This is a genomic window from Streptomyces alanosinicus, assembly GCF_014650595.1.
In the GTDB taxonomy this organism is placed as follows: domain Bacteria; phylum Actinomycetota; class Actinomycetes; order Streptomycetales; family Streptomycetaceae; genus Streptomyces; species Streptomyces alanosinicus.
Window position 1 is genome coordinate 15,014 of record NZ_BMVG01000022.1, and the last position, 24,079, is coordinate 39,092.

Consider the following 24,079-nt stretch of genomic DNA (forward strand, 5'->3'; position numbering starts at 1 on the left):
TATGTGAGATCGGAGAGGGTCGTATGACCGCTGTGCCCATCCCGATCCCGTCCCGCACGCAGTTCGTGCTGGACGCGATCAAACACCGCATCCTCACCGGCCAGTTGACGCCCGGTCAGGCCCTCGTCGAGACGGAGCTGGCCGCGCAGTTCGGGGTGTCCAAGACCCCGGTGCGCGAGGCGCTGAAGACCCTCGCGGGGACCGGACTCGTCGTGATGAGCCAGTACAAGGGCGTCACGGTGCGCATGGTGGACGCGGACATGGCGCGCGAGGTCTACGACGTACGGCTGCTGCTGGAACCGGAGGCACTGCGCAGGGCCGTCCGGCGCGGGGCGTCCCTCGGGGACGCGCGCGACGCGCTCGGCCGGGCCGACGCCGCCTGCGACACCGCCGAACGCTCCCTCGCCAACCGGGAGTTCCACCGGGCCCTGTATCTGCCGTGCGGCAACCCGCTGCTGGGCCGGATGCTGGACGAGGTCCGCGACCAGGCCGCGCTGGTCTCCGCCGTCGCCTGGGCCGCCGACCCCTCCTGGGAGCGGGAGGCCGCCGAGCACCGGGAGATCCTGCGGCTCGCGCTCGCCGGCGACGCCGACGGCGCCGCGACCGCCCTGCACGCCCATATCGCGTCCTTCGTACGGCGAGCCTTCCCCGCGGCCGGCGAAAACCGCGAGAACACCGAGAACACCGAGAACACCGAGAACACCGAGAACACCGAGAACACCGAGAACACCGAGAACACCGAGGACGCCGAGGACACCGCCCCCCACCAGGAGAAAGGCCTTCGATGAGCAGCGTGACGTTCGAGACCCAGCGGACGGCCCTGGCCGACGTGGTGGCCATCCCGGTGACGCCCTTCGCCGCGGACGGCTCCGTCGACACCGCCGCCCACCGGGCCCTGCTGCGTCGTCTGCTCGACGGCGGGATCCGCACCCTCACCCCGAACGGCAACACCGGCGAGTTCTACGCCCTCACCCCCGAAGAGCGCCGCCTGGTCACCGAGTCGACCGTCGCCGAGGCCGGTGACCGCTCGGCGGTCCTCGTCGGCGTCGGCCACGACCTGCCCACCGCCATCGCCTCCGCCCGGCACGCCCGTGACCTGGGCGCCCCGATGGTCATGGTCCACCAGCCCGTCCACCCGTACGTCTCGGCGGCCGGCTGGGTCGACTACCACCGCGCCATCGCCGAGTCCGTGCCCGAGCTGGGCGTGGTGCCGTACATCCGCAACGCGCAGCTGCCCGGCGCCCGGCTCGCCGAACTCGCCGGCCACTGCCCGAACGTCATCGGTGTGAAGTACGCCGTACCGGACGCCGCACGGTTCGCGGGCTTCGCGCGGGACGCGGGCCTTGACCGCTTCGTCTGGGTCGCCGGCCTCGCCGAACCGTACGCCCCGTCCTATTTCTCGGCGGGCGCCACCGGCTTCACCTCGGGGCTCGTGAACGTCGCCCCGGCCGTCTCGCTGAACATGCTGGAAGCGCTGCGGTCCGGGGACCACCCGGCCGCCATGAAGGTCTGGGAGCAGATCCGCCGCTTCGAGGAACTCCGCGCCGCCCACGGCTCGGCCAACAACGTCACGGTCGTCAAGGAGGCCCTCGCCGCCCTCGGCCTGTGCCGCCGCGACGTCCGCCCGCCGAGCCGGCTCCTGCCCGAGGACGAGCGCGCCGAGGTCGCCGCCATCGCCGCGGGATGGTCCATATGAGGAAGCTGAGAAGCCACCAGTGGTACGGGACCGACGGGCTGCGGTCGTTCAGCCACCGGGCCCGGACCCGGCAGCTGGGGTATCTGCCCGAGGAACACCTGGGCAAGCCCGTGATCGCCGTGCTCAACACCTGGTCCGACATCAACCCGTGCCATGTGCATCTGCGGGATCGCGCACAGGCGGTGAAGCGGGGGGTGTGGCAGGCCGGCGGCTTCCCCCTGGAATTCCCGGTCTCCACCCTCAGTGAGACCTTCCAGAAGCCGACCCCGATGCTCTACCGGAACCTGCTGGCGATGGAGACCGAGGAACTGCTGCGGTCCTATCCGGTGGACGGCGCCGTGCTGATGGGCGGGTGCGACAAGTCGACCCCGGCGCTGCTGATGGGCGCCGCCTCCGTCGACCTGCCCGCAGTGTTCGTGCCCGCCGGGCCCATGCTGCCGGGCCACTGGCGCGGCGAGGTCCTCGGCTCCGGCACCGACATGTGGAAGTACTGGGACGACAAGCGCGCGGGACTCATCGGTGACTGCGAGATGGCCGAGCTGGAGAGCGGCCTGGCCCGCTCGCCCGGCCACTGCATGACCATGGGGACGGCGTCCACGCTGACCGCCGCCGCCGAGGCCCTCGGGGTGACCGTGCCGGGCGCGTCGAGCATTCCGGCCGTCGACTCCGGGCACGACCGGATGGCCGCCAAGGCCGGGATGACGGCCGTGGAGCTGGTGCGCGAGGACCGGCGGCTGTCGCGGATCCTCACCCGTGCGGCCTTCGAGGACGCCGCAACCACCGTTCTCGGCCTCGGCGGTTCCACCAACGCCGTGATCCATCTGATCGCCATGGCCGGCCGGGCCGGTGTGAAGCTCACCCTGGACGACTTCGACCGCATCGCCCGGACCGTGCCCGTCCTCGCCGACGTCCGCCCCGGCGGGCAGCGGTATCTGATGGAGGACTTCCACTTCGCGGGCGGCCTGCCCGGCTTCCTGTCCCGGATCACCGATCTGCTCCATCTGGACCGGCCGACGGTGTCGTACGACACCCTGCGCGAGCAGCTGGAGGGCGCGCGGGTGCACGACGACGACGTCATCCGCCCCCGTGACAACCCGGTCGCGGGCGAGGGCGGGGTCGCGGTGCTGCGCGGCAACCTCTGCCCGGACGGCGCGGTCATCAAGCACATCGCCGCCGAGCCCCGCCTGCTCCGGCACACCGGGCCGGCCGTCGTCTTCGACGACTACCGGACCATGCGGCGCACCATCAACGACCCGGCGCTCGGCATCACCGCCGACACCGTGCTGGTGCTGCGGGGCGCCGGCCCCAAGGGCGGCCCCGGCATGCCCGAGTACGGCATGCTCCCCATTCCGGACCATCTGCTGAGGCAGGGCGTGCGGGACATGGTCCGGATCTCCGACGCCCGGATGAGCGGCACGAGCTACGGCGCCTGTGTGCTGCACGTGGCCCCGGAGTCGTACATCGGCGGCCCGCTGGCGCTCGTACGCACCGGGGAGCTGATCACCCTGGACGTCGCGGCGCGCAGCCTCCATCTCCACGTGGACGACGCGGAGTTGGCGCGGCGCAGGGTCGCGTGGACACCTCCGCCCGCCCGGTACGAGCGCGGCTACGGAGTCCTCTTCAACGGGCAGATCACCCAGGCCGACACCGGCTGCGACTTCGAGTTCCTGGCCCGGCCGGGCCAGGTGCCGGACCCGTACGCGGGCTGACACCCGCCCTCGACCGCGGCCCTGCACGGTCGACATCTCGAACATCGGTCGGAAATCGCTTACTGCGAACGGAGAACAGTCATGGCCCAAGCCGCAGCCGTGGCGAAACCCCCCGCGCCACCCCGGCGGCGCCGTGCCCCAGCGACCCCGCGCAGGCTGCCGTACCTGCTGATCGCGCCGGCGGCCCTGCTGATGCTGGGCTTCATCGCCTACCCGGTGCTCAGCGTCTTCTACTACAGCCTGCAGAACCACAACCCGACCAAGCCGTGGCGGAACGGCTTCGCGGGCCTCGGCAACTTCACCCAGGCCTTCGCCCACGACCCCCAGTTCTGGGACACGCTGACCTTCAGCGCCAAGTGGGTCGTGGTGGAAGTCGGCCTGCAGCTGCTGTTCGGGCTCGCGCTCGCGCTGATCGTCAACCAGACCTTCGTGGGTCGGGCCCTGGGCCGGGCCCTGGTCTTCTCCCCGTGGGCCGTCTCCGGCGTGCTGACCTCCGCGATCTGGGTGCTCCTCTACAACTCCCAGACGGGCACCACCCGTTACCTCGCCGACGCGGGGCTGGGCTCCTACGGCACCAGCTGGCTGTCGGACACCTCGACCGTCGTCCCTGCGGCGGTCGTGGCCGACCTGTGGCGGGGCGTGCCCTTCTTCGCGATCCTCATCCTCGCCGACCTGCAGTCCGTGCCGAAGGACCTGTACGAGGCCGCCGAGGCGGACGGCGCCGGGCGGCTGAAGCAGTTCTGGCACATCACGCTGCCCCATCTGAAGGACGCCATCGTGCTGTCCACCCTGCTGCGGGCGGTGTGGGAGTTCGACAACGTCGACCTGCTCTACACCCTGACGGGCGGCGGCCCGGCGGGGGAGACCACGACGCTGATCCTCTACACCGCCGACACCAGTGTCGACGCCCACAACTTCGGCTACGCCTCCGCCCTGACCACGGTGGCGTTCGTGATCCTGCTCTTCTGCTCGATCGTCTGTCTGCGGCTGAGCAAGTTCGGAGGTGAGGCCAAGTGATCACCGAGATCGCTCCCGCGCCCGAGCACACGGTGCCCGAGCCCGCCCGGACCCGCGGCAAGCGCCGCGCCTGGGACGAGGTGCCGCGCTGGCAGATCTATGTCCCCTTGTCGGTCTATCTCCTGTTCACCCTGATCCCCTTCTGCTGGATCCTGCTCTTCGCCCTGCGTCCGGCCGGCTCGACCTCCCTCGTGCCCTGGCCGATGACCTTCGAGCACTTCCAGAAGGTGTGGACCGAGCGCGGCTTCGGCACCTACTTCACCAACAGCGTCTACGTCGGTCTCGCCACCCTGGTGCTGACCACGGTCGTCACGCTCGCCGGCGGCTACGCGCTCGCCCGCTTCGACTTCCGCCTCAAGCGCGGCTTCCTGCCGGCCCTGCTGTGCTCGCAGTTCGTGCCGGGCGCGCTGCTGCTGGTCCCGCTGTTCCGGATCTTCGCCGAGCTGCGGATGATCAACTCGCTGGGCAGCGTGATCATCGCCGAGACCGTCTTCCAGCTCCCGCTAAGCACGACGATCGGCGCGACGATGAACTGACCGTCGGCAGCGAAAATCATATCGATCGGATAACAGCACTCGCAGGCACCGGTGTTATGCGCGTAGACAGTCTCTGACCTGGTACATCACTCTCATTCACCAGATCCGGAGAATCCATGCGGAAGTCCCACAGAGTCGCCGCCACCGGTGCCGCCTGTGCTCTCGCCGGTCTCGCGCTCTTCGGCGCGGGCTCGGCCACCGCCGGGCAGTCGACGGCGAACTCCACCCACGAGCCCTACAACATGGGGCAGTTGGTGAAGGACATCGACACCTACTACGGCACGACCGCCGACAGCAACGGCGTCTACCAGGCGTCCCCGGACAGCCCGTACGCCAAGGACCTGGCGCAGCTGGACGCGGACGCCAAGCGCTATATCGACAAGGCGGCCCGCAAGGCGCACCGCCACGGCGAGAAGCCGGCCGTCGTCTTCGACATCGACGACACGCTGCTGCTCAGCCTCGACTACGAGAAGCGCTACAACTACACGTTCAACCCCACCACGTGGAACGACTACGTGAACCGCGCCGACCGCCCGGCCGTCTTCGGCAGCCCCGAGCTGGTGCAGTACGCCGCGTCCAAGGGTGTCGAGGTCTTCTACAACTCCGGCCTGTCGGAGGCGCAGCGCGCCGCCGCCGTCGCCAACCTGAAGAAGGTCGGCGCCGATGTGAACCTCGACGCCGACCACATGTTCCTCAAGGACAAGGCCAACCCGCCGGCCTACCTGGGCGACTGCGCCACCCCGGGCGCCTGGAACTGCACGACCGTGCAGTACAAGTCCGGCACCCGCCGGCACATCGAGGACGACCTCGGCTACGAGATCATCGCCAACTTCGGCGACCAGTACTCGGACCTCGACGGCGGCCAGGCGGACCGTACGTACAAGATCCCGAACCCGACGTACTTCGTCTCCTGACGCCCCCGCCGCTCAGCCGTACGCCCTGAGCGGGCCGGCGTACCCGGCCCCCGTCACCGGCAGCACCGTGCCGTGGCGGGGGCTCGCCGGCCGTGCGAGGCAGAGCCTCGGACCGGTCGCGACCAGACTGTGAGCCGCCCTCGTCACTTGGTGCGAGCTGCGAAGTCGCCGCTCACCGTGCGCTGTCGGCCGTCCGCCGTCGCCTTGATCGTGTAGCGGTCGCCGGTGGCGTCCCGGCCGCCGCGCTGATGGTTGTACTGCCCGGCGAACACCCACTCGCCCTTGGGGACGGTACGGCCCTCCTTGAGTATCCAGGTGTAGACCAGGAAGCCGTCCTTCTCACCGACCGTGAGGTCGAAGTCCTGCTCCGGCAGTGAGCGCCAGGCGCCGGTCGAGCTGACGGCGCCGGTCTGCGCGACCTTCAACTGGACGGTGAGGGAGGAGAGTTGTGCGCCGGTCTTCAGGGTGAGGTCGCTCTGTGCCCAGAAGTCGTTGCTGTGCGGGTCGACCGAGCCGTCCGACCACAGCGGGCCGTCCTGCTCCCGGGCGGGCGCCGCCGCGGTCGGCTTCGTGGCGGGGGAGCCGTTGTCCGCGCCGGGGGAGGACCGCGGTGCCCTGCTCGGCGGCGGATCCGCCGACGGCGCGGGCGTGTGGCTCGGCGTGTCCCGTGACGGCGTGGGCGTCGGGGAGACCGCCACCGTCTGCCGCGCCGGCGGCTGCTCCTTCACCCCGGACGCCACCGCGTACCCGCCGACCGCGAGCACCCCGGCGACCGCCGCGGTGGCACCGGCCACCCGCACCCAGCCCAGGACCGGCCGGTGTGCGGCCCGGCGCGCGGGGCCGGGCCGCCCGGCCATGCCGCGCTCCACGCGGGCCAGGATGCGCGCGCGGTCGGGTTCATGGGCCTCGGCCGCCTCGTGCAGCCGGGCGCGCAGCTCGTCGTGCACGTCCTGCCGCCTCATCGGTTCCTTCCTCCGCTCTCGTCGCCCCGGCCCGCCATGGCCGCGTGCATCCGCCGCACGTCGCCCGCGGGGCCGAGCTGCCGTTGCAGTTCGGCCATGGCCTTGGACGTCTGGCTCTTCACCGTACCCACCGACACCCCGAGGGCGAGCGCGGTGTCCTTCTCCGAGAGGTCGAACGCGTGCCGGAGCACCACACACGCCCGTTTACGGAACGGCAGCCTGCGCAGCGCCTCCTGGACGTCCACCACCCCGGCCACGTCCGGGTTCTCGGTCCGCTCCTCGCGGTGCGACCAGAACAGGGCGATCCGCCGGCGCTCGCGCACCGCGCCGCGGATCCGGGTGCGGGCCAGATTGGCGACCACGCCCCGCGCGTACGCCACCGGATGGTCGGCCGCGCGCACCCGGTCCCAGCGGCGCCACAGGGCCAGCAGCGCATCCGCCGCCAGATCGTCGGCTGCGTCCGCCTCACCGGTCAACAGATGGGCCAGCCGGGCGAGTTCGGCGTAGTGGCGTTCGAAGAAGGCATGGAATTCCACGGAGGCGGCGTCGTCGACGACTGTGCCCACGGGTGACCTCTTCTCGATGAGGCAGTTGTGGTGGTGCGGTTGTCATGTGAATGACATGCGGGCATCCGGAGGAGTGCCGGATGGAGATCGGAGCGTAGCAGTGATGGTTTTGTGTCCGTCGTACGGGGGGCCGGACAGCGTATGGCGGAGCGAACCGGATTCCGGCGCCGTCGGGCGAAGTGAGGCGGCCGCCCCTCATCTCAGCGGCCCCTCACTTCAGTCGCCCCTTACTTCAGCGCCGCCTGCATCATCGCCTTGGCCACCGGGGCCGCCAGACCGTTGCCGCTGACCTCCGAGCGTGCCGCGTCCGACTGCTCGACCATCACCGCGACGGCCACCTCCTTGCCGCCGCTGTCGGACTTGGCGAAGGACGTGAACCAGGCGTACGGCGTCTTGCTGTTGTTCTCGCCGTGCTGGGCGGTGCCGGTCTTGCCGCCGACGGTGGCCCCGTCGATCAGCGCGTTCGTGCCCGTGCCGTCCTTGACCACCGTCTCCATCGCCGACTGCAGCTGCTCGGCGGTCGAGGAGCTGACGATCTCCGTGCTGTCCGCGCTGTCGTCGTCGTTCTGCAGGACATCGCCGTCACTGTCGGTGATCTGCGACACCATATGCGGCGAGACCAGCTTGCCGCCGTTGGCGATGGCGGCGGACACCATGGCCATCTGCAGCGGGGTCGCGGTCACATCGAACTGGCCGATGCCGGACAGCGCGGTCTGCGCCTTGTCCATGCCGGAGGGGTACACGCTGGCGTAGGCCCGCACCGGCACGTCCTGCTTGTCGTCGTTGAAGCCGAACTTCTCGGCCATCGCCTTCACCTTGTCCTGGCCGAGCTGGACGGCCATGTGACCGAAGACGTTGTTGCAGGAGTACCGCAGGGCCGTGCGGATCGAGGCGTCCTTGCACGGCGCCGACTTGTTCTCGTTCGCCAGCGGGCGCGTCGTGCCCGGCATGATGTACGGGTCGGGGCTGTCGGTCCGGACGTCCACGTTCTTGTACAGCCCGTCCTCCAGCGCGGCCGCCGCCACGACCAGCTTGAACGTCGAGCCGGGCGGCAGCGGCTGGCGCAGCGCGCGGTTGGTGAGCGGCTTGTCCTTGTCGGCGGTGAGCTGCTTCCAGGCGATCCCTGCCGTGTTGGCGGCCGTGAGCGTGCCGGGGTCGAACGACGGCGTCGACACCACTGCGAGGATCCTGCCGGTCTTCGGGTCGATCGCGACGGCCGCGCCCTTCTTGTCGCCGAGCGCGCGGTACCCGGCCTTCTGCACGTCCGGGTCGATCGTGGTGAGCACGTTGCCCGGAGCGGCGCGCTTGCCGGTGAGCGTGTCCATCACGGCCTTCAGCCGGTTGTCCGTGCCGTTCAGCACGTTCTGGTAGATGCCCTCCAGCTGGGTGGGGGCATAGGCCTGCGAGGCATAGCCCGTCACCGCCGCGTAGAGCTTGCCGTCCGTGTACGTCCGCTTGTACGCGAGGTCGCTCCCCTTCGTCCTGGCGGAGCCGGTGATGGCGCTACCGGCCACGATGATGTTGCCGAGCGGCTGCGAGTAGGTCTGTATCGCGTTCCGCCGGTTGTCGTTGTCGTCCGCGAGGGCCTTGCCGTCGTAGAACTGCACCCATGTCGCCCTGACCAGCAGAGCCAGCACGAGCAGCAGCGCGAAGACGGACGCCCGCCTGATCGTCTTGTTCATCCCGCTTCGAAGACGTTCGGGACGGGGCTGATCGTTCCCGTACGCCCCGATTTCTCATCCCGCGCTCAGGAAACCGGCCTCGTACGCGGCGATCACCGCCTGGGTGCGGTCCCGGGCGCCGGTCTTCGCGAGGACGGCCGCCACATGCGACTTCACGGTCGCGGGACCCACCTCCAGCCGGCGGGCGATCTCGGCGTTGGTCAGGCCCCCGGCCATGTGCCGCAGCACATCGCGCTCGCGTCCCGTGAGCTTGCTCACCCAGGGCGCGGACGGGGCGCTGCGGCGCGCGTACTGGTCGGCGAGGGCCCGTACGGCCGCCGGGAACAGCAGGCTGTCGGTCTGCGCGACCAGCCGTACCGCCTGCACCAGGGTGTCGGCGTCGGACCGCTTCAGCAGGAAGCCGGCGGCGCCGGCGCGCAGGGCGTCGTACACATAGGAGTCGTTCTCGAAGGTGGTCACGACGACGATCCGTGGTGGCGGCTCCAGGGTGGCGACGATCTGTTCGGTGGCCCGCATGCCGTCGATCTCCGGCATGCGCACGTCCATGAGCACGACGTCGGGGCGCAGTTCCCGGACCACCGACACGGCCTCGGCGCCGGTGGTCGCCTCGCCCACCACCGCGAGGCCCGGTTCGGCGGAGAGGATGGCGCGCAGGGCGGTGCGGACCATGCGCTCGTCGTCGGCGAGGACGATCCGGACGGCGGGCCGGGTCATACGGATCCCTTCGGCAGCGGGCGGGCGGTTGTCGCCCCGGCGGCGCCGGTCGTGGGCGTGGTCAGGGGCAGCCGTACGGACAGGCGCCAGGTGTCCCCCGACGCGCCCGCGTGCGCCGTGCCGCCCAGCAGCCGCACCCGGTCGGCGACGCCCCGCAGGCCGTGGCCGCCGCCGGGGCGCGGGGCCGGGGCGGCGCCGAGCGGGTTCTCGACGGTGATCTCCAGCCGGCCGTCGGCGACGGCGATACGGACCGCGACCGGGGTGCCGGCGTGTCTGAGGGCGTTGCTCAGACCCTCCTGCACGATCCGGTACGCCTCCCGGGAGACCAGCGCGGGCAGCGCGGCGGGGGCGGTGGCGACGGTGGCCGTCACCGGCTGTCCGGCGGCCCGGGTGCGGCGCAGCAGCCCGTCCAGGTCGCCCGCGAGGGTCGGCGCGGGCGCGGCGTCGGGCGCGTCCCCGTCCCGCAGCACGCCGAGCACGGCGTCGAGTTCGCCGACCGTGCGCCGGGTGGTGTCCTCGATGGCGGCGAGCGCCTCGCGCACGAACTCCGGGTCGGTGCCGAGGAGCCGGCGGGCCGCGCTCGCCTGGAGGGTGACGGCGCTCAGCGCGTGACCGACGGAGTCGTGCAGTTCGCGGGCGAGCCGATTGCGTACGGCGAGGTCGGCGGCGCGGGCCTCGGCGGCGGCCAGCCGGTCCTGCGCGGTGGGCCCGAGCAGCGCCGGTGCCCAGCGGGCCAGCAGCGCCCCGCAGCCCGCCGCGCACGCGGCGAGCCCGAGCAGCATGGCCAGGCCCGCGAGCGGGGACAGCGCCAACGCCCAGGAGTGGTCGAGGGCGTGGGGCAGGGCGAGCGGGGTGCGGCGCAGCCGGGCGAACAGCGGCAGCACGATCAGGACCACCGCGAACGGGGGCACCGCCAGCGACATCCCCGCGACGATCCCGCCGAACCCCAGATGCAGGGTGAACCACAGGGCCGTACGCGCCCGTTCGGCCCGGGTGCGGGCCGGGCCGTGGGCGAGCGCGTCGTCCCCCTCGACCCCGCACAGGGCCCGTACGGCGGCCGACTCCAGCGGCCGGGTCAGGGGGAACAGCGAGGTCAGGGCCGCCATCGGCAACCCGAGGGCGAACGAGCCGAGTTGCAGCGGCAGCGAACCGAAGACGTTGTCCACGCCGGTGAACGGCCCGACGATCACCGAGCCGACGAGGACGTACGGCATGGCGAGCGCGCCGCCCAGGATCAGATGGACCCACCGGCGCCGCGCCCGCCCGCCGAAGAGAGCCCTCAACGCCCCGCGCACGCACGCGCCTTGACGGACCGGTCCGCGAGGAAGCGGGCAGCGAGACAAGCCACGAGAAAGCCGGTGATCACCTGCCCAGCGTAGGTCAGAGTCAGCGTCGCTGTCGGACGAACGGCGGCGTCCTGTGCGACGGTGAGGCTGCCGAGGGCCATCCAGGCGCCCCAGCAGGCGGCCGCTCCGGAGCCGGTCCAGGCCAGGGCGAGCGGCACCGCGACCGGCAGCCCGCTGCCGCGCCGCAGCGCGAGCAGCCCGGTGCCGAGCACGGCGGCGGTCAGCGAGACGGCCATCAGCAGGTCCATCAGCCGGCCGCCGGGGTGGCTCGCGCCCAGCCCCGCCGTGCCGCCGCAGGCCCACAGCGCCCTGGTACCGGCCGGGAACAGCGCCACCGCCGCCACCACCGCGGTCGTCCGCCGGGCGGACACGGCCTCCCGGGCCGTGCCCAGCGCCGGCAGCTCCCGGACCCGCCCCCGCCACAGGTGCCCCCACCGGTCCCGGGCGTACCCGGCGAACAGCGTCCCGAGGGCCAGGCCCTGCACGATGAACCCGCCGTACACCACGGAGAACACCCAGCCGGCGAGGTACGGCTTGTCCCCGGCGCCGGCCGCGCCGCCCCCGCGCACGGCGTCGAGCACCAACTGCGCCGGGAATCCGGCCATGATCGGCGCCAGCAGCCCGGTGGCGATCCACATCGGCACGGCCAGCAGCCAGGCGGGCACCCGCCGTCCCCACGGCCGGGTCAGCAGCAGCGCCAGCACCACGACGGCCGCGTCCATCAGCACGGTCAGCCCATTGGCGACGATCATGGTCACCCGGTGCTCCAGCAACGGGCTCCCGTCCGGGATGCCCGCGTGACTCCCGGCGATCCAGGCGACCTTGAGGCAGAGATACGGCAGACAGGCGGCGATGGCGACGAGGCGCAGCAGCCGGCGTCGTGCGGAGACGCCGGCGGTGGCCGGGGCGAGAGCGGTCGATTGCGTCATGCGGCAACGCTCCCGCGCGGGCGGGCCCGCGCACTTCCTGCCCGCCGACGATCCCGCTCCGCCGCACGGGGGAGACACCGGGCGCCGAGGAGGACGCGGCGGCCCGGCGTGCCCCGTGGCGCCGGGTCTACAGCCGGCGCGTGGCCAGCGCCAGCCGGTCGCGCGCGTCGAACAGCGCGTCCTTGATCATCTGCTCATGGGTGGGCGTCAGCCGGGCCACGGGCACCGAGCAGCTGATCGCGTCCCGGGCCGGGGTGCGGTACGGGATCGCCACGCCGAAGCAGCGCAGGCCCAGCGTGTTCTCCTCGCGGTCGACCGCGAAGCCCTGCTCCCGCACCTGGTGCAGCTCCTCGATGAGCTTCTCCCGGTCGGTGAGGGTGTGCTCGGTGAGCGCGGGCAGGGTCTCCGGCAGCAGCTTGCGCACCTGCTCGTCGGAGTACGTGGCCAGGATCGCCTTGCCGAGGGAGGTGGAGTGGGCCGGCAGCCGGCGCCCCACCCGGGTGAAGGGGCGCAGATAGTGCTGGGACTGCCGGGTGGCCAGATAGACGACGTTGATGCCGTCGAGCCGGGCCAGGTGGATGGTCTCCGTGGTGTCGTCCGAGAGCCGGTCCAGGGTCGGCCGCGCGGCGGCCACGACCTCGTCGCCGTCGATGTACGAGGTGCCCACGAGCAGCGCCCGCACCCCGATGCCGTACCGCGTGCCGGTCGCGTCCGTCTCCACCCAGCCCAGCTCCACGAGTGTGCGCAGCAGCATGTACAGGCTGGACTTGGGGTACCCCACGGCCTCCTGCACGGCCGCGAGGGAGTGCATACCGGGCCGGCCGGCGAAGTACTCCAGCAGCTCAACGGTCCGTACCGCGGACTTGACCTGTGCCCCGCCGCCTGTGTCGCCTGCCGTCATCGCCCTTGACCCCTTCGTCCGACGAGGGCCTGGATATTCAGGTCCCGAGATATGTAGTCTCCGAGCAGCATATTCATCATCAGAGACGGCGTTCAGTATATCGAACGCGGCTGATGGGTGACCGAGTTATCGCATGAAGTGCGGTCTGACTGGGAGGGACCCGCGGTGGCAGCAGCACCAGTCTGGAGTGTCGACCCGCGCACCGGGAAGCAGCGTGAACAGGTTGCGGTGGAGGCCACAGCCCAGGAGGTGGACACCGCCGTCAGGGCGGCCCGCGCCGCGCGCGGCGCGCTGGCCGACCGCGCGGTGCGCTCCGCCTTCCTGCGCTCGGCCGCCGCGGGCCTGGACGCGGCCCGGGACGCCCTGGTCGAGACCGCCGACGCCGAGACCGCCCTCGGGCCGGTCCGGCTCACCGGCGAACTGGCCCGGACCGGCTATCAGTTGCGGGCCTTCGCCGACATCGTCGACGAGGGCGCCTTCCTGGACGTCGTCATCGACCACCCCGACGACACCGCCACCCCGCCCGTCCCGGACCTGCGCCGCCACAAGGTCCCCCTCGGTGTCGTCGCCGTCTACTCCGCCTCCAACTTCCCCTTCGCCTTCTCCGTCGCCGGCGGTGACACGGCGAGCGCGCTGGCGGCCGGCTGCCCGGTGGTCGTCAAGGCCCACCCCGACCACCCGGCCCTGTCCGAACTGGTCGCCAAGGTGCTGCGCCGGGCCGCCGCCGGGCACGGCATCCCCGAGGGCGTCATCGGCCTCGTGCACGGCTTCGAGGCGGGCATCGAGCTGATCCGGCACCCGTCGGTCGCCGCGGCGGGCTTCACCGGGTCGGTACGCGGCGGGCGCGCGCTCTTCGACGCCGCCGCGGCGCGTCCGGTGCCGATCCCGTTCCACGGCGAACTGGGCTCGCTGAACCCGGTCCTGGTGACGGAGGCGGCCGCCGCCGAGCGCGGCGAGACGATCGGCGCCGGGCTCGCCGGGTCCATGACGCTCGGGGTCGGGCAGTTCTGTGTGAAGCCGGGACTGGTGCTGGTGCCGTCCGGCGCCGGCGGTGACCAGTTGGTGAAGGCGCTGACCGACGCCGTCAGCGACACCGAGGCGGGCGTCCTGCTCGATCACCGTATGCGCGACAACTTCGTCGCCGGGGTGCGCGAGCGGGCCGAGCTGGCGGAGGTCGACTCGCCCGTCACACCGGGCGCGGGCGGCGAGCACACGGTCAGCGCGGGGGTCCTCACGGTGCCGGCGGAGAAGCTGGCCGAGGAGGGGGCGCACGACCTGCTGCTGGAGGAGTGCTTCGGGCCGGTCACCGTGGTGGCCCGCTATGCCGAGGAGGCCGAGGCCGCGGCGGTGCTGTCGCGGCTGCCGGGCAACCTCACGGCGAGCGTCCAGCTCTCCTCGGAGGAGGCCGCCGGTCAGGGCCGGGGCGCGGAGATCCTCGCCGAGCTGACTCCGCTGGCCGGGCGCGTGGTCGTGAACGCGTGGCCCACGGGGGTCGCGGTGGCGCCCGCGCAGCATCACGGGGGGCCGTACCCGGCGACGACCTCCACGTCGACCTCCGTGGGCGGCACGGCCATCGAGCGGTGGCTGCGGCCGGTGGCCTACCAGAACGCGCCCGCGGCTCTGCTGCCGGCCGAGCTGAGGGACGAGAACCCCCTGGGGCTTCCCCGGAGGTTCAACGGGGTCCTGGAGCGGTAGCGCCGGGGGGCGTGGGCCGGCTGCCCCCGGGCCGGCCCACAGGCTCGCTTGAGAGAATCGAGCGATGGACGTGGAACTCCCCGAACTCCCTTTCCCGCTGCGCACCTACGGCCCCGACGGGCACTGGTCCTACGAGGACGGGGTGCTGACCGGATGGGCCGGGTCCCGGCAGGACCGGTTCGTCACGCCCACCGGGGAAGCCCTGGACCCCGCCTCCGACGCGCCCCGGCTGCTGGGCGCGCCGGAGGGGGACTTCCGGTTGAGCGCCCGGGTCACGGTCGGGTTCAACGCGCCCTTCGACGCGGGCGTGCTCTACGTCCACGTCGGCGAGCGGGCCTGGGCCAAGCTCTGTCTGGAGTACTCCCCGGACGTGCCCACCGTCTGCACGGTGGTCACCCGGGGACACTCCGACGACTGCAACTCCTTCACCGTGGACGGGAGTTCGGTGTGGCTGCGGATCAGCCGGACCGGGCGGGCCGTCGCCTTCCACGCCTCCAGGGACGGCGAGCGCTGGACCTTCGTCCGGCTGTTCACCCTGGGCGACGACGAGGAGACCGGTGCCGCGTTGGTCGGCTTCATGACCCAGTCGCCGCTGGGGGAGGGGTGCGTGGTGACGTACGACCACCTCACCTACCGGCCCGGCTGGCCGGACGACCTCCGGGACGGCAGCTGAGGACGAGGACCACCGCGACAGATCACCACGGAACCGACACGACCCCCCTCACGTCCTCCGTTGCATGATCAGTGAACGAGTCAACGGCGCCCTGGTGATCCGCACCGCCCTGGCCGCCGAAACCGAAGCCATCGCCGATCTGCACGTCCGGGCCCGCTCGACCTACTACCCGGACGGCCTGCCGCAGGCCGACATCGACTGGGCCGAGGCCTGGCGCGGCTCCATCGAGCGCCCCGACGGCCATGTGCTGTGCGCCGTCGCGCAGGGCCGGATCGTCGCCATCGCCTCCTTCCGCACCCCGGACGGCGCCCGCGCCGACACGGTCAAACTGTTCCAGTTCCACGTCGACCCCGACCGCTGGCGCTCCGGTATCGGTACGGCCCTGCACCAGGCCTGCGTGGAGCAGTGGCGGGCCGACGGCAAGCGCACGGCGGTCCTCGACGTCCACACGGACAACACCCGTGCCCAGGGCTTCTACGCCCGCCAGGGCTGGGTGCCCGACCCCGAGAACCCGCCCGCCGAGGGCGACCACCACCTCTTTCTGCGCTTCCGGGTGCCCGGGGAGTGAGGCACCGCGGGATCCGGGGAATGAACATGGCTGTTTGAACGTTCACGTACTGGCGGTGGAGAAAGCCTCCGCGCCCGTACGACCTGGAGAGAGCCGAAGAATGCGCGTCGAGATCTGGAGCGACATCGCCTGCCCCTGGTGCTACGTGGGCAAGGCCCGCTTCGAGAAGGCGCTGGCAGCCTTCCCGCACCGTGACGACGTCGAGGTGGTGCACCGCTCCTTCGAGCTGGACCCGGGCCGCGCCAAGGGTGACGTCCAGCCGGTGGTCACGATGCTCACCAGAAAGTACGGCATGAGCGAGGCACAGGCCGAGGCCGGCGAGGACAACCTGGGCGCCCAGGCCGCCGCCGAGGGCCTGGACTACCGCACCCGGGGCCGCGACCACGGCAACACCTTCGACATGCACCGCCTGCTGCACTTCGCCAAGGAGCAGGGCAGGCAGGACGAGCTGATCCAGCTCCTGTACCGGGCGAACTTCGCCGAGGAGCGGTCCGTCTTCACCGAGGGCGACGAACGGCTCGTCGAACTGGCCGCCGAGGCCGGTCTCGACGCCGAGGCCGCCCGCGCGGTGCTCGCCGACCCGTCCCGCCACGCCGACGAGGTCCGCGCCGACGAGGCCGAGGCCGCGCAGCTCGGCGCCACCGGTGTGCCGTTCTTCGTCCTCGACCGGAAGTACGGCGTCTCCGGCGCCCAGCCCGCCGAGGTCTTCAGCCGGGCGCTGACCCAGGCCTGGGGCGAGCACTCACCGCTGAAACCGGTCGACCAGGGGGACCCGGCAGAGGGCGCGGCCTGCGGACCTGACGGGTGCGCGGTGCCGCAGCAGGACTGAAACCGCAGGTCAGGGCCGTTGCATAAGCGTTACTGAGAGGAACCACGTAAAAATCGGCAATGGACGGGTACTTCCCGGGGACGCAGAGTGGTCCCATGGACACCACGGAGACGTTCGACAGCCTTGTCCGCGCCGAGTTCAGCCCGAGGACCAGCTACCTCAACACCGCGAGCAACGGCCTGCTGCCCGCCCGCGCCGTCACCGCCCTGCACGAGGCGGCACTGATGCGGGCCGAGGGCCGCCCGCTGCTTCCGCTGCACGAGAACGTGGAGACCTGCCGGGCGGCGTACGCCCGGCTGGCCGGCGTCCCGGCCGACCGGGTCGCGGCGGGCGCCTCGGTCGCCGCCCACACCGGTCTGCTCGCCCTCTCGCTGCCCCCGGGCGCCGAAGTCCTCACCGCGGAGGACGACTTCACCTCCGTGCTGAACCCGTTCCACGTCCGCGGCGACCTCAAGGTGCGCACGGTCCCGCTGGAGCGGCTCGCCGAGTCCGTCCGGCCGGGCACCGCGCTCGTCGCGGTCAGCGCCGTCCAGTCCGCCGACGGGCGGCTCGCCGATCTGCCCGCCCTGCGCGAGGCCGCCCGCGCGCACGGCGCCCGCACCTACGTCGACTTCTCCCAGGCCGCCGGCTGGCTCCCCGTGGACGCCGCACAGTACGACTTCACCGCCACCGTCGCCTACAAGTTCCTCCTCGGCCCGCACGGCGCCGCCTTCCTCACCGTCCCCGAGGACTTCGGCGGACTCACCCCGGTGCTCGCCGGCTGGGTCGCGGGCGAGGAGCCCTGGGACAGCTGCTACGGCCCGGTCGCCGAACTCGCCCACTCCGCACGGCGGTTCGACCTCACCCACGCGCTGTTCACCTACGCCGGGCTGCGCAGCTCCCTCGAACTGCTCGAAGAGCTCGGCATCTCCGCGGTGCACGACCACGCCGTGCGCCTCGCCGACCGCTTCCGCGCCGGACTGGCAACCCTCGGCCATGAGCCGCTGCCCGCCCCCGGCTCGGCGACCGTCTCCGTCCCCGGACTCGGCGTCCGCCAGCCGGAGCTCAGCCGCGCCGGCATCGAGGTCGCCGACCGCGCGGGCAACCTCCGTGCCTCCTTCCATCTCTACAACACCGAGACGGACGTGGACCGCCTGCTGACCGCGCTGGAGGCCTGACCACGGGTTGACACACGCCAGGGGCCTCCGCGCCGAACGCGAAGGCCCCTGTGGCGTTCCCGCACTCAGCGGACGGGAGTGAAGTCCCTCGCCCCGATGAACTCCGGCCGCCGCACCGGAGCCGCGAAGGGCTCCACGGCCGTGTTCTCCACGCTGTTGAACACGATGAAGACGTTGCTGCGCGGGAACGGCGTGATGTTGTCGCCGGAGCCGTGCATGCAGTTGCAGTCGAACCAGGTCGCCGAGCCGGCGCTGCCGGTGAACAGCCGGATGCCGTGCTCGCCCGCCAGCGCGGTCAGCGCCTCGTCGGACGGCGTGCCCGCGTCCTGCATCTGCAGCGACTTCTTGTAGTTGTCCTCGGGCGTGGCGCCGGCGCAGCCCAGGAACGTCCGGTGCGAGCCCGGCATGATCATCAGGCCGCCGTTGGTGTCGTAGTTCTCCGTCAGGGCGATGGAGACGGACACCGTGCGCATGTGCGGCAGGCCGTCCTCGGCGTGCCAGGTCTCGAAGTCCGAGTGCCAGTAGAAGCCGCTCGCGCCGAAGCCCGGCTTGACGTTGATCCGGGACTGGTGGACGTACACGTCCGAGCCGAGGATCTGCCGCGCCCGGCCGACCACACGCGGATCGCGCACCAGCCCCGCGAACACCTCGCTGATCCGGTGCACCTCGAAGACCGAGCGGATCTCCTTCGACTTCGGCTCCACGATGGAGCGCCCGTCGGCGCGGATCTCCGGGTCGGTGACCAGCCGTTCCAGCTCACGGCCGTAGACCTCGACCTCGTCCGGGGTGATCAGCTGGTCGATGGCGAGGAAGCCGTCCCGGTCGTACGCCTGCAGATCGGCCACGGGGATCGGGCCCGGTGTGTCCGGGGAGCCCCAGACGACCGGGTCCTGGCGCGGGACGGTCACCTCGGCGGCGCCGCGGGTCGGGTAGAGATCGGTGACGCTGGCAGTGGTCATGGGTTCTCACACCTCCTCGGGCTCGGTGAGCAGCGGGTAGACGCCGTTCTCGTCGTGGTCCTCCCGTCCGGTGACGGGCGGGTTGAACACACAGAGGCAGTGGAAGTCCTCCTTGACGCGCAGCGTGTGCCGCTCGTGCCCGTCGAGGAGGTACATGGTGCCGGGCGTGATGGTGTGCGTCCGCCCGGTCTCGTGGTCGGTGAGCTCGGCCTCGCCCCTGGTGCAGACGACGGCCTCGATGTGGTTGGCGTACCACATCGACGTCTCGGTCCCGGCGTACAGGATGGTCTCGTGCAGGGAGAAGCCGACCCGCTCCTTGGCGAGCACGATCCGCTTGCTCTCCCAGGTGCCGGACCTGGCCTTCACATGCCGGTCGGTTCCTTCGATGTCCTTGAACGATCGGACGATCACGTGGTGCTCTTCCTCCTGGTCGGCTTTGCGCGGTTCGGACGGTGAGACCGTCAGACGGTTTCCCGGACGGCGCGGGCGAGGGTGCGCAGGCCCTCGTCCAGCTCGTCGGGGGTGACGGTGAGGGCGGGCAGCAGCTTGACGACCTCGCCCTCCGGGCCGGACGTCTCGATGAGCAGCCCGAGTTCGAAGGCCCGCCCGGCGACCTTCGACGCCCGGTCCTTGGCGTGGAACTCCAGGCCCCACACGAGCCCGCGCCCGCGGTACTCCTTCACATCGGCGAGGTTCTCCTCGGTGATGGAGATCAGCGCCTGCTCGACCTGCTCACCGCGGGCACGGGTCTGCTTCTCCATGGCCGAGCCGTCGGCCCAGTACGTCTCCAGCGCGGCGGTGGCGGTGACGAACGCCGGGTTGTTGCCCCGGAAGGTGCCGTTGTGCTCGCCCGGCTCCCACACGTCCAGCTCGGGCTTGAACAGGCACAGCGACATCGGCAGCCCGTAGCCGCTGATCGACTTGGACACGGTGACGATGTCCGGCGTGATCCCCGCCTCCTCGAAGGAGAAGAAGGCGCCGGTACGGCCGCAGCCCATCTGGATGTCGTCGACGATCAGCAGCATGTCCTGCCGCTCGCAGAGCTCCTTCAGCGCGCGCAGCCATTCGGGCCGGGCGACATTGATGCCGCCCTCGCCCTGCACGGTCTCCACGATCACGGCGGCCGGCTTGTTCAGCCCGGAGCCCTGGTCCTCCAGCAGCCGCTCGAACCACAGGAAGTCCGGCACCGTGCCGTCGAAGTAGTTGTCGAACGGCATCGGCGTGCCGTGCACCAGCGGGATACCGGCGCCGGCCCGCTTGAAGGCGTTGCCGGTCACGGCGAGCGAGCCCAGGGACATCCCGTGGAAGGCGTTCGTGAACGACACGATCGCCTCGCGGCCCTTCACCTTCCGGGCCAGCTTCAGCGCCGACTCCACGGCGTTGGTGCCGGTCGGGCCCGGGAACATGACCTTGTACGGCAGATCGCGCGGGCGCAGCACCAGATCCTGGAAGGTCTGCAGGAAGTTCCGCTTGGCCGTGGTCGACATGTCCAGGCCGTGGGTCACCCCGTCCCGTGCCAGGTAGTCGATCAACGCCCGTTTGAGTACGGGGTTGTTGTGGCCGTAGTTGAGTGAGCCGGCACCGGCGAAGAAGTCGAGGTACGCATGGCCGTCCTCGTCGTACATGCGGCTGCCCTGTGCGCGGTCGAAGACCGTGGGCCAGCCGCGGCAGTAGCTGCGCACCTCGGACTCGAGTGTCTCGAAGACGCTGAGGTCGGGCTGGGTGATGGTCACGGTGAATCGCTCCTCAGTGGGCTTTCAGTGGGGGGTGACGTCGGTCAGCGGGCCGATGCGGTAGAGCACTTCGGGGTCGTGCGGACCGTCCGGGAACAGCTCGGCGGGGAACAGCACCTCGCGCTCCAGGCGCGCGCCGTGCCGGGCGGCGAAGGAGGTGAACAGCCGCTCGGAGGCGGTGTTGCCCGGGGCGATGGTGGTCTCCACGTCGGTGATGCCGCGCTCGGCGGCGAGCCGGGCGGTCAGCCCCTCCAGCAGCGTGGCGGCGATGCCGAGGCCCCGGTGCGCGGAGTCGACGGCCACCTGCCACACGAGCAGCGTGCGCGGACGGTCCGGTCGCACATAGCCGGTGACGAAGCCGACCGGCTCCCCGTCCGCACCGCGCGCCACCGCCGAGGTGCCGGCGAAGTCCCGGCACCACAGCAGATAGCTGTACGAGGAGTTCAGGTCGAGCGTTTTCGATTCCTTGGCGAGACGCCAGAGCGCGGCTCCGTCGGTCACCGCCGGCTGGTCGACGATCAGGTCTGCGGGTGCGGCAGTCATGCGGCACGAATTTAGCGAGGTGAATTGGTAAATGCACGGCCGCCGTCGCTGTGCCGCGCAGAGGGTGCAGTGAAATGCCCGGATTGCCCCATGACAAATCCGGGCAAATTCATAGAGCTGTGGAGTACGTCACAGCATGGAAACCGTCAAGGTCGCGCCAGAAACCCGCTGGAAAACTGCCCCGTTTAGCCTCCAAAAAAGCGGGCAGAAGAATACGGGAAGCTATCGTCCGGAGAATTGGCGGGAATTGTGAAACATAATTGAATTCAGGCGCCGGTGGTTCCGTCGATTCGTTCACGCAGAATGTCGGCGTGTCCGTTGTGCCGGGCGTACTCCTCGATGAGATGGATGAGCACCCAGCGCACACTGACCTCGACCCCGGTCAGCGGCTCGTCGACCATCCGCCCGGTGTCCTCCAGATCCCGGCCGGCCAGCACCTGTCGCCCATGCTCGATCTCCGCCCGCCACACGGCCAGAGCCTCCTCCAGCCCACGCTCCGGATCGAGGCCGTACCCCGCGTTCTCCGGGAACAGATACGGCGCGTCCACTCCCCCCAGCACCCGCTGGAACCAGTTCCTCTCGACCTCGGCGAGGTGCTGGACCAGCCCCAGCAGGGTCAGCGGCGAGGGCTCCGCCGAGGCGAGCCGCACCTGCGCGTCGTCCAGCCCCCGGCACTTCAGCTCCAGCGTGGCCCGGTGGAACTCCAGCCACCCCTCCAGCAGAACACGCTCGGACCCCGTCATCGGGGGAATCGGACGCCCGTCGGGAAGGGCGCGCGGGGGCTGGGCGGTGTCGTCGGCCGGCGGGGTCTGCGGTGTGTTGTCGGTCATGGGGGGAGGATGGCACGGGGCACTGACAGTGAGACGGCGCCTGCCCCGCCGACCGGGAGCCCCGGGAACTAGGGCCCTAGCGCCCCGTACCGAGCGCCGTGCCGAGTGCCGACAGGCACCTGTGGACCGTCTCCGGTGATGCGTCCGGGCCGTAGTGGTTGACCCGGATCATCTCCTTGGCCAGTGCGCCCCCGCCCGCGGCCAGCGGCAGGGTGGGGTCGTTCGCCAGTGCCCGGGCCACCAGTTCCGAGGCCACCGCTGTCGGCGGCACGCGCAGTGTCGTCGCCACCGGTGCGGCGTCGGACGCCTCGTGCACATACGGCTCCAGGCCCCCGCCCAGGGCGGCCGCGCCGGCCCGCGTGGCCAGCGCGGCGTCGCGGTGCCGGGCCATCACCGCGTCCAGACCCACCGACTCGATCCGCTCCAGACACGCCTGAAGCGCCAGCATCTCCAACTGCGCCGGAGCGTGCGGCAGCACCTTGCGGCCGGCGTCGATCCACCGTTCCTTCCAGTCCAGCAGGGACAGATAGGAGCGGCGCGGCGCGCCGGGGTTGGCCGCCATCCGGGCCCAGGCCCGCTCGCTGACCGAGATCGCCGACACACCCGCCGGGCCGCCCATCGCCTTCTGCGCCCCGATCACACACAGGTCCACACCCCACGCGTCCGGCAGCACCGGCTCCGCGCCCACGGAGGCGACCGCGTCCAGATAGAACAGCGCGCCCTGCTCCCGTACCACCTCGCCGATCTCCGCGACCGGGTTGGTGTTGCCGGTCGCCGCCTCCGCGTGGACGAGGGACACGAAGTCGATCCCGGGATGCTCGGCGAACGCCTCCCGGATCTGGTCGGCGGTCACCGCCGTGTGGAAGGGCACGGAGATGTCGTGCACGGTGGCGCCGGCGTCACGCAGCCAGTCGCCGAAGGTCTGGCCGTAGGGGCCGGTGATCACGTTCAGGGCCACCGTGCCCGGACCGGCCGCCGCGCGGATCGCGCCCTCCAGCGGCAGCAGCGCCTCTCCCTGCGTGATCAGCACGTCCTGCCGGGTGTCCAGCAGCCGGGCGACCGCGTCCTCGATGGCGGCGAAGCGCTCGGCGCCGAGCGGGGGCAGATCGAGGAAGGGGTGGGTCACGGCGGTGTTCTCTCTTCCGTGCGCGGAGGTGGACTCCCTCGATCTTAGGTGCAACGGGTCCGTAACCATGGGTTTGATTTGAGAGACTCAAACTCTTCCTTATAATCGGAACCCACACTTCCCGCACACGGTCCCCCAGACGGAGATCCCCCATGAAAACGCTCGGACGCCGGACCCGCCTTCTGGCAGCCACCACCGTGACGGCCGGGCTCGTGCTCGTGGCCGGTTGCTCCTCCAGCGACTCCGGCGGCCCGACGACGGTCAAGGGGGTGCACCTCGTCAAGGGCGGTCAGCTGACCACCTGCACCCACCTGCCGTACCCCCCGTTCCAGTCGGAGATCAACGGCAAGGTGCAGGGTTTCGACGTGTCCCTGATCGACCTCGTCGCCAAGAACCTGGGCGTCAAGCAGCAGATCCTCGACACGCCGTTCGAGAACTTCAAGACCGGCGCCTTCCTGAACTCCGGCCAGTGCGACCTGGCCGCCGCCGGCATGACGATCACCGCCGAGCGCAAGAAGAACGTCGACTTCTCCGACCCGTACTTCGAGGCCACCCAGGCCGTCCTGGTCGACAAGAACAGCGGGATCAACTCGCTCGCGGACGTCAAGGCCAAGGGTAAGAAGCTCGGCGCCCAGGCGCAGACCACCGGCGAGGACTTCGCCAAGAGCAAGGGCTTCGACCCGGTCTCCTTCGCCTCCTCCGACGCGGTCCTCAACGGCATGCGCACCGGACAGGTCCAGGCCGTCATCATCGACTACCCGGTCGTCCAGGGCTGGCTGAAGGACAAGGCCAACGCCGAGAAGTTCAAGGTCGTCGACAACCTCAAGACCGGCGAGCAGTACGGCTTCACGGTCAAGAAGGGCAACAAGGCCCTGCTCGACGCCGTCAACAAGGCCCTCAAGGACGCCAAGGCCGACGGCACGTACAAGAAGATCTACGAGCAGTGGATCGGCCCGTACAACGCGTCCGTCGCCTCGCCGGCCGCCTCCTGACC

At 71.2% G+C, this 24,079-nt stretch carries 24 protein-coding genes and 1 pseudogene; 12 read left to right on the forward strand and 13 right to left on the reverse strand.

Annotation, left to right across the window (positions count from 1 at the left end; genetic code table 11):
- The first annotated feature begins 23 nt into the window (after positions 1–23).
- The 6 genes and pseudogenes from IE277_RS31685 to IE277_RS31710 all read left to right on the forward strand — a co-directional run bounded on the left by IE277_RS31685 (position 24) and on the right by IE277_RS31710 (position 5,872).
- Positions 24–788: a GntR family transcriptional regulator gene (locus IE277_RS31685; RefSeq protein ID WP_229882109.1), complete on the forward strand. Its 765-nt coding sequence runs from the start codon at positions 24–26 to the stop codon at positions 786–788.
- Positions 785–1,696 carry a dihydrodipicolinate synthase family protein gene (locus tag IE277_RS31690; RefSeq protein ID WP_189957154.1) on the forward strand — a complete coding sequence of 304 codons (912 nt, stop codon included), beginning with the start codon at positions 785–787 and terminating at the stop codon, positions 1,694–1,696. The genes IE277_RS31685 and IE277_RS31690 overlap by 4 nt, the downstream gene beginning before the upstream one ends.
- Positions 1,684–3,405, forward strand: a complete 1,722-nt coding sequence (gene araD, locus IE277_RS31695) for an L-arabinonate dehydratase (protein WP_189957155.1) — start codon at positions 1,684–1,686, stop codon at positions 3,403–3,405. The genes IE277_RS31690 and araD overlap by 13 nt, the downstream gene beginning before the upstream one ends.
- Positions 3,406–3,486: 81 nt before the next feature.
- Positions 3,487–4,422, forward strand: coding sequence for a carbohydrate ABC transporter permease (locus IE277_RS31700; protein ID WP_189957156.1), 936 nt, complete (start codon positions 3,487–3,489; stop codon positions 4,420–4,422).
- Positions 4,419–4,931, forward strand: a pseudogene (locus IE277_RS31705) (ABC transporter permease family protein); the annotation flags it as partial. The gene IE277_RS31700 and the pseudogene IE277_RS31705, both read left to right, overlap by 4 nt.
- A 143-nt stretch (positions 4,932–5,074) precedes the next feature.
- Complete coding sequence (locus IE277_RS31710; protein ID WP_189957157.1) at positions 5,075–5,872, forward strand: HAD family acid phosphatase; 798 nt, start codon at positions 5,075–5,077, stop codon at positions 5,870–5,872.
- Between the two features lie 143 nt (positions 5,873–6,015).
- On the opposite strand, the gene IE277_RS31715 is transcribed toward IE277_RS31710, so the two are convergent.
- From IE277_RS31715 to IE277_RS31745, 7 genes are all read right to left on the reverse strand, one after another.
- Positions 6,016–6,834 (reverse strand): hypothetical protein, encoded by an 819-nt coding sequence (locus IE277_RS31715; protein ID WP_189957158.1) that lies wholly within the window; start codon positions 6,832–6,834, stop codon positions 6,016–6,018.
- The gene (locus IE277_RS31720; RefSeq protein WP_189957159.1) at positions 6,831–7,400 is read right to left on the reverse strand and encodes a SigE family RNA polymerase sigma factor; all 570 of its coding nucleotides are present in this window, start codon (positions 7,398–7,400) and stop codon (positions 6,831–6,833) included. Before IE277_RS31720 ends, IE277_RS31715 begins: the two co-directional genes overlap by 4 nt.
- Positions 7,401–7,627: 227 nt before the next feature.
- Positions 7,628–9,082, reverse strand: a complete 1,455-nt coding sequence (locus IE277_RS31725) for a peptidoglycan D,D-transpeptidase FtsI family protein (protein ID WP_189957160.1) — start codon at positions 9,080–9,082, stop codon at positions 7,628–7,630.
- Positions 9,083–9,136: 54 nt separating this feature from the next.
- Entirely contained in the window at positions 9,137–9,796 is a 660-nt protein-coding gene (locus tag IE277_RS31730) for a response regulator transcription factor (RefSeq protein WP_189957161.1), read from the reverse strand.
- Positions 9,793–11,091, reverse strand: a complete 1,299-nt coding sequence (locus IE277_RS31735) for a sensor histidine kinase (protein WP_189957162.1) — start codon at positions 11,089–11,091, stop codon at positions 9,793–9,795. Before IE277_RS31735 ends, IE277_RS31730 begins: the two co-directional genes overlap by 4 nt.
- Positions 11,076–12,071, reverse strand: coding sequence for a hypothetical protein (locus tag IE277_RS31740; protein WP_189957163.1), 996 nt, complete (start codon positions 12,069–12,071; stop codon positions 11,076–11,078). Before IE277_RS31740 ends, IE277_RS31735 begins: the two co-directional genes overlap by 16 nt.
- Before the next feature lie 127 nt (positions 12,072–12,198).
- Positions 12,199–12,972, reverse strand: a complete 774-nt coding sequence (locus IE277_RS31745) for an IclR family transcriptional regulator (protein ID WP_189957164.1) — start codon at positions 12,970–12,972, stop codon at positions 12,199–12,201.
- Positions 12,973–13,137: 165 nt separating this feature from the next.
- Here IE277_RS31745 and IE277_RS31750 point away from each other — a divergent pair, with 165 nt between their 5' ends.
- From IE277_RS31750 to IE277_RS31770, 5 genes are all read left to right on the forward strand, one after another.
- Positions 13,138–14,667 carry an aldehyde dehydrogenase (NADP(+)) gene (locus IE277_RS31750; protein ID WP_189957165.1) on the forward strand — a complete coding sequence of 510 codons (1,530 nt, stop codon included), beginning with the start codon at positions 13,138–13,140 and terminating at the stop codon, positions 14,665–14,667.
- A gap of 64 nt (positions 14,668–14,731) precedes the next feature.
- Complete coding sequence (locus IE277_RS31755) at positions 14,732–15,340, forward strand: DUF1349 domain-containing protein (protein ID WP_189957166.1); 609 nt, start codon at positions 14,732–14,734, stop codon at positions 15,338–15,340.
- A 64-nt stretch (positions 15,341–15,404) separates the two neighbouring features.
- A complete protein-coding gene (locus tag IE277_RS31760) occupies positions 15,405–15,908 on the forward strand; it encodes a GNAT family N-acetyltransferase (protein ID WP_189957167.1) in 504 nt (167 codons plus the stop codon).
- Positions 15,909–16,008: 100 nt separating this feature from the next.
- Entirely contained in the window at positions 16,009–16,737 is a 729-nt protein-coding gene (locus IE277_RS31765) for a DsbA family oxidoreductase (protein WP_189957168.1), read from the forward strand.
- Positions 16,738–16,832: 95 nt separating this feature from the next.
- Complete coding sequence (locus tag IE277_RS31770) at positions 16,833–17,894, forward strand: aminotransferase class V-fold PLP-dependent enzyme (protein ID WP_189957169.1); 1,062 nt, start codon at positions 16,833–16,835, stop codon at positions 17,892–17,894.
- Between the two features lie 65 nt (positions 17,895–17,959).
- Here IE277_RS31770 and thpD read toward each other — a convergent pair whose 3' ends face one another.
- The 6 genes from thpD to IE277_RS31800 form a co-directional block, all read right to left on the reverse strand.
- On the reverse strand, positions 17,960–18,853 hold the full coding sequence (thpD, locus tag IE277_RS31775) for an ectoine hydroxylase (RefSeq protein WP_189957170.1): 894 nt from the start codon (positions 18,851–18,853) through the stop codon (positions 17,960–17,962).
- A gap of 6 nt (positions 18,854–18,859) precedes the next feature.
- On the reverse strand, positions 18,860–19,264 hold the full coding sequence (locus IE277_RS31780) for an ectoine synthase (protein WP_189957171.1): 405 nt from the start codon (positions 19,262–19,264) through the stop codon (positions 18,860–18,862).
- 50 nt (positions 19,265–19,314) lie between these two features.
- Positions 19,315–20,586 carry a diaminobutyrate--2-oxoglutarate transaminase gene (gene ectB, locus IE277_RS31785; protein WP_189957172.1) on the reverse strand — a complete coding sequence of 424 codons (1,272 nt, stop codon included), beginning with the start codon at positions 20,584–20,586 and terminating at the stop codon, positions 19,315–19,317.
- Between the two features lie 24 nt (positions 20,587–20,610).
- The gene (ectA, locus tag IE277_RS31790; protein ID WP_189957173.1) at positions 20,611–21,129 is read right to left on the reverse strand and encodes a diaminobutyrate acetyltransferase; all 519 of its coding nucleotides are present in this window, start codon (positions 21,127–21,129) and stop codon (positions 20,611–20,613) included.
- 266 nt (positions 21,130–21,395) lie between these two features.
- Complete coding sequence (locus IE277_RS31795; protein ID WP_189957174.1) at positions 21,396–21,959, reverse strand: DinB family protein; 564 nt, start codon at positions 21,957–21,959, stop codon at positions 21,396–21,398.
- A gap of 76 nt (positions 21,960–22,035) precedes the next feature.
- Positions 22,036–23,085, reverse strand: coding sequence for a pyridoxal-phosphate-dependent aminotransferase family protein (locus IE277_RS31800; RefSeq protein ID WP_189957175.1), 1,050 nt, complete (start codon positions 23,083–23,085; stop codon positions 22,036–22,038).
- Between the two features lie 152 nt (positions 23,086–23,237).
- Between IE277_RS31800 and IE277_RS31805 the strand changes: the two genes are divergently transcribed.
- Positions 23,238–24,077, forward strand: a complete 840-nt coding sequence (locus tag IE277_RS31805) for a transporter substrate-binding domain-containing protein (protein WP_189957176.1) — start codon at positions 23,238–23,240, stop codon at positions 24,075–24,077.
- The last annotated feature ends 2 nt before the right edge of the window (positions 24,078–24,079 follow it).

Bases quoted from the DNA above. Each gene is read 5' to 3' on its own strand.
- IE277_RS31730 (WP_189957161.1), bottom strand. From the start codon at position 9,796: ATGACCCGGCCCGCCGTCCGGATCGTCCTCGCCGACGACGAGCGCATG.
- ectA (WP_189957173.1), bottom strand. From the start codon at position 21,129: ATGACTGCCGCACCCGCAGACCTGATCGTCGACCAGCCGGCGGTGACC.
- IE277_RS31760 (WP_189957167.1), top strand. From the start codon at position 15,405: ATGATCAGTGAACGAGTCAACGGCGCCCTGGTGATCCGCACCGCCCTG.
- IE277_RS31745 (WP_189957164.1), bottom strand. From the start codon at position 12,972: ATGACGGCAGGCGACACAGGCGGCGGGGCACAGGTCAAGTCCGCGGTA.
- IE277_RS31725 (WP_189957160.1), bottom strand. From the start codon at position 9,082: ATGAACAAGACGATCAGGCGGGCGTCCGTCTTCGCGCTGCTGCTCGTG.
- IE277_RS31765 (WP_189957168.1), top strand. From the start codon at position 16,009: ATGCGCGTCGAGATCTGGAGCGACATCGCCTGCCCCTGGTGCTACGTG.
- IE277_RS31740 (WP_189957163.1), bottom strand. From the start codon at position 12,071: ATGACGCAATCGACCGCTCTCGCCCCGGCCACCGCCGGCGTCTCCGCA.
- IE277_RS31755 (WP_189957166.1), top strand. From the start codon at position 14,732: ATGGACGTGGAACTCCCCGAACTCCCTTTCCCGCTGCGCACCTACGGC.
- thpD (WP_189957170.1), bottom strand. From the start codon at position 18,853: ATGACCACTGCCAGCGTCACCGATCTCTACCCGACCCGCGGCGCCGCC.
- IE277_RS31685 (WP_229882109.1), top strand. From the start codon at position 24: ATGACCGCTGTGCCCATCCCGATCCCGTCCCGCACGCAGTTCGTGCTG.
- araD (WP_189957155.1), top strand. From the start codon at position 1,684: ATGGTCCATATGAGGAAGCTGAGAAGCCACCAGTGGTACGGGACCGAC.
- IE277_RS31700 (WP_189957156.1), top strand. From the start codon at position 3,487: ATGGCCCAAGCCGCAGCCGTGGCGAAACCCCCCGCGCCACCCCGGCGG.
- IE277_RS31805 (WP_189957176.1), top strand. From the start codon at position 23,238: ATGAAAACGCTCGGACGCCGGACCCGCCTTCTGGCAGCCACCACCGTG.
- IE277_RS31710 (WP_189957157.1), top strand. From the start codon at position 5,075: ATGCGGAAGTCCCACAGAGTCGCCGCCACCGGTGCCGCCTGTGCTCTC.
- IE277_RS31690 (WP_189957154.1), top strand. From the start codon at position 785: ATGAGCAGCGTGACGTTCGAGACCCAGCGGACGGCCCTGGCCGACGTG.
- IE277_RS31770 (WP_189957169.1), top strand. From the start codon at position 16,833: ATGGACACCACGGAGACGTTCGACAGCCTTGTCCGCGCCGAGTTCAGC.
- IE277_RS31795 (WP_189957174.1), bottom strand. From the start codon at position 21,959: ATGACCGACAACACACCGCAGACCCCGCCGGCCGACGACACCGCCCAG.
- IE277_RS31715 (WP_189957158.1), bottom strand. From the start codon at position 6,834: ATGAGGCGGCAGGACGTGCACGACGAGCTGCGCGCCCGGCTGCACGAG.